Here is a 3,523-nt window from a genome sequence, read left to right as displayed (position 1 = left end):
TTGGGGCTATAGCTCAGCTGGGAGAGCGCCTGCCTTGCACGCAGGAGGTCAGCGGTTCGATCCCGCTTAGCTCCACCACTTTTCAGGGTTTTTCGAAGATTGCTTGATCTTTATTTGCTGCTAATTGATAGAAGTCAGTCATTTGTTTTTTGGTTCAGAAAACAATTGACTGGTTTTTACGCCAGATGCTCTTTAACAAGGTGAAATGTAAAGTTGTACATTGCTGATTAAAAGCGACGATTGTGTATTCTCTGCACAAGAGTCCGGCGGTTACAACGACTCAAATAGAACCCTCGCAGTTTACTGTGACGGTTTTGTGAAAGCGTTGTAACAATCGTTTTAAGCAGTCGCTTGTGTTATATGGTCAAGCGACTAAGCGCACACGGTGGATGCCTAGGCAGTTGGAGGCGATGAAGGACGTAGGAGCCTGCGATAAGCGCGGGGGAGCTGGCAAACACGCTATGATCCCGCGATTTCCGAATGGGGAAACCCACTCATTGTAAGATGAGTATCCCACACTGAATACATAGGTGTGGGAGGCGAACCCGGGGAACTGAAACATCTAAGTACCCGGAGGAAAAGAAATCAACCGAGATTCCCCAAGTAGCGGCGAGCGAACGGGGAGCAGCCCTTAAGCATTTTTTGTCTTAGTGGAATCTTCTGGAAAGTTGAGCGATACAGGGTGATAGCCCCGTACACGAAAAGGCATTAGATGTGAAATCGAGTAGGTCGGGACACGTGTTATCTTGACTGAATATGGGGGGACCATCCTCCAAGGCTAAATACTCCCAACTGACCGATAGTGAACCAGTACCGTGAGGGAAAGGCGAAAAGAACCCCTGTGAGGGGAGTGAAATAGATCCTGAAACCGTGTGCGTACAAGCAGTCGGAGCGGACTTGTTCCGTGACGGCGTACCTTTTGTATAATGGGTCAGCGACTTATTGTCTGTGGCAAGGTTAACCGTATAGGGGAGCCGTAGGGAAACCGAGTCTTAATAGGGCGTCCAGTCGCAGGCATTAGACCCGAAACCCGGCGATCTATCCATGGGCAGGTTGAAGATTGAGTAACATCAATTGGAGGACCGAACTCACGTATGTTGAAAAATGCGGAGATGACCTGTGGATCGGAGTGAAAGGCTAATCAAGCCGGGAGATAGCTGGTTCTCCCCGAAAACTATTTAGGTAGTGCGTCATGTCTCACCCTGGGGGGTAGAGCACTGTTTGGGCTAGGGGGTCATCCCGACTTACCAACCCCATGCAAACTCCGAATACCCAGGAGTGCAATCATGGCAGACAGACGGCGGGTGCTAACGTTCGTCGTCAAGAGGGCAACAACCCAGACCGCCAGCTAAGGTCCCAAATATCAGTTAAGTGGGAAACGATGTGGGAAGGCCCAGACAGCTAGGAGGTTGGCTTAGAAGCAGCCATCCTTTAAAGAAAGCGTAATAGCTCACTAGTCGAGTCGGCCCGCGCGGAAGATTTAACGGGGCTCAAACTGATAACCGAAGCTGCGGATGCAACTTGTTGCATGGTAGGGGAGCGTTCTGTACGCCTGCGAAGGTGAATCGAGAGGTTTGCTGGAGGTATCAGAAGTGCGAATGCTGACATGAGTAACGATAATGGGAGTGAAAAACTCCCACGCCGGAAGACCAAGGGTTCCTGTCCAACGCTAATCGGGACAGGGTTAGTCGGCCCCTAAGGTGAGGCCGAAAGGCGTAATCGATGGGAAACAGGTTAACATTCCTGTACTCCTCTTTACTGCGATGGAGGGACGGAGAAGGCTAGGCCAGCGCGGCGTTGGTTGTCCGCGTGAAAGGTTGTAGGCTGAGATCTTAGGCAAATCCGGGATCTTAAGGCCGAGAACTGATGACGAGTGCTCTTTTTAGAGCGCGAAGTGGTTGATGCCATGCTTCCAAGAAAAGCTTCTAAGCTTCAGGTAAAGAGGAACCGTACTCGAAACCGACACAGGTGGTCAGGTAGAGAATACCAAGGCGCTTGAGAGAACTCGGGTGAAGGAACTAGGCAAAATGGTACCGTAACTTCGGGAGAAGGTACGCTGCCGGCGGTGATGGGACTTGCTCCCTAAGCTGTTGGCAGTCGAAGTGACCAGGTGGCTGCGACTGTTTATTAAAAACATAGTACTCTGCGAACACGTAAGTGGAAGTATAGGGTATGACGCCTGCCCGGTGCCGGAAGGTTAAATGATGGGGTTAGCTTCGGCGAAGCTCTTGATTGAAGCCCCGGTAAACGGCGGCCGTAACTATAACGGTCCTAAGGTAGCGAAATTCCTTGTCGGGTAAGTTCCGACCTGCACGAATGGCGTAACGATGGCCACGCTGTCTCCACCCGAGACTCAGTGAAATTGAAATCGCTGTTAAGATGCAGTGTACCCGCGGCTAGACGGAAAGACCCCGTGAACCTTTACTATAGCTTTACACTGAACTCTGAGCCTATTTGTGTAGGATAGGTGGGAGGCTTTGAAGCGGTAACGCCAGTTATCGTGGAGCCACCCTTGAAATACCACCCTGGTATGTTTGGGGTTCTAACGCAGGTCCCTTACCGGGATCGCGGACAGTGTATGGTGGGTAGTTTGACTGGGGCGGTCTCCTCCCAAAGAGTAACGGAGGAGCACGAAGGTTGGCTAATCCTGGTCGGAAATCAGGAGGTTAGTGTAATGGCACAAGCCAGCTTAACTGCGAGACTGACACGTCGAGCAGGTACGAAAGTAGGTCATAGTGATCCGGTGGTTCTGTATGGAAGGGCCATCGCTCAACGGATAAAAGGTACTCCGGGGATAACAGGCTGATACCGCCCAAGAGTTCACATCGACGGCGGTGTTTGGCACCTCGATGTCGGCTCATCACATCCTGGGGCTGAAGCCGGTCCCAAGGGTATGGCTGTTCGCCATTTAAAGTGGTACGCGAGCTGGGTTTAGAACGTCGTGAGACAGTTCGGTCCCTATCTGCCGTGGGCGTTGGAGAATTGAGAAGAGCTGCTCCTAGTACGAGAGGACCGGAGTGGACGAACCCCTGGTGTTCGGGTTGTCATGCCAATGGCATTGCCCGGTAGCTACGTTCGGATGGGATAACCGCTGAAAGCATCTAAGCGGGAAGCCTCCTTCAAGATGAGTTCTCCCTGGGATTTCGAATCCCCTAAAGGGCCCTGGAAGACTACCAGGTTGATAGGCTGGGTGTGGAAGCGCTGCGAGGCGTTGAGCTAACCAGTACTAATTGCCCGTGAGGCTTGACCATATAACAGAGGCGACTGATTAAAACGCAGCCGGACTCTTGTTCAGAAGACACAATCGCGTACAGCGTGTGCAACTTTACATTTCACCCCCTATTTGGGTCGATCAAGGTACGCCTACCGGCGGTAAAACCTTCGAGCCCATACCAGTTTGCTTGACGATCATAGCGAGTTGGAACCACCTGATCCCATTCCGAACTCAGAAGTGAAACGACTTAGCGCCGATGGTAGTGTGGGCCTTGCCCATGTGAGAGTAGGTCATCGTCAAGCTCCTAAA

The 3,523-nt window shown here is 51.7% G+C and carries 1 tRNA gene and 2 rRNA genes; all 3 read left to right on the top strand.

The annotated features are described in order from the left end of the window. Positions 1-2: 2 nt before the first annotated feature. The 3 genes from AAE484_RS17280 (at position 3) to rrf (ending at position 3,516) form a co-directional block, all read left to right on the top strand. Positions 3-78, top strand: a tRNA-Ala gene (locus AAE484_RS17280). A 284-nt stretch (positions 79-362) separates the two neighbouring features. Next, a 23S ribosomal RNA gene (locus AAE484_RS17275) occupies positions 363-3,251 on the top strand. 149 nt (positions 3,252-3,400) lie between these two features. Then, positions 3,401-3,516: ribosomal RNA gene (gene rrf / locus AAE484_RS17270) — 5S ribosomal RNA — on the top strand. Positions 3,517-3,523 lie beyond the last annotated feature (7 nt).

It is taken from the genome of Marinimicrobium sp. C2-29, from assembly GCF_038419845.1.
In the GTDB taxonomy this organism is placed as follows: Bacteria; Pseudomonadota; Gammaproteobacteria; order Pseudomonadales; family Cellvibrionaceae; genus Marinimicrobium.
The sequence above is the reverse complement of the archived record's forward strand: the minus strand, read 5'-3'. Positions and strand labels throughout refer to the sequence as shown.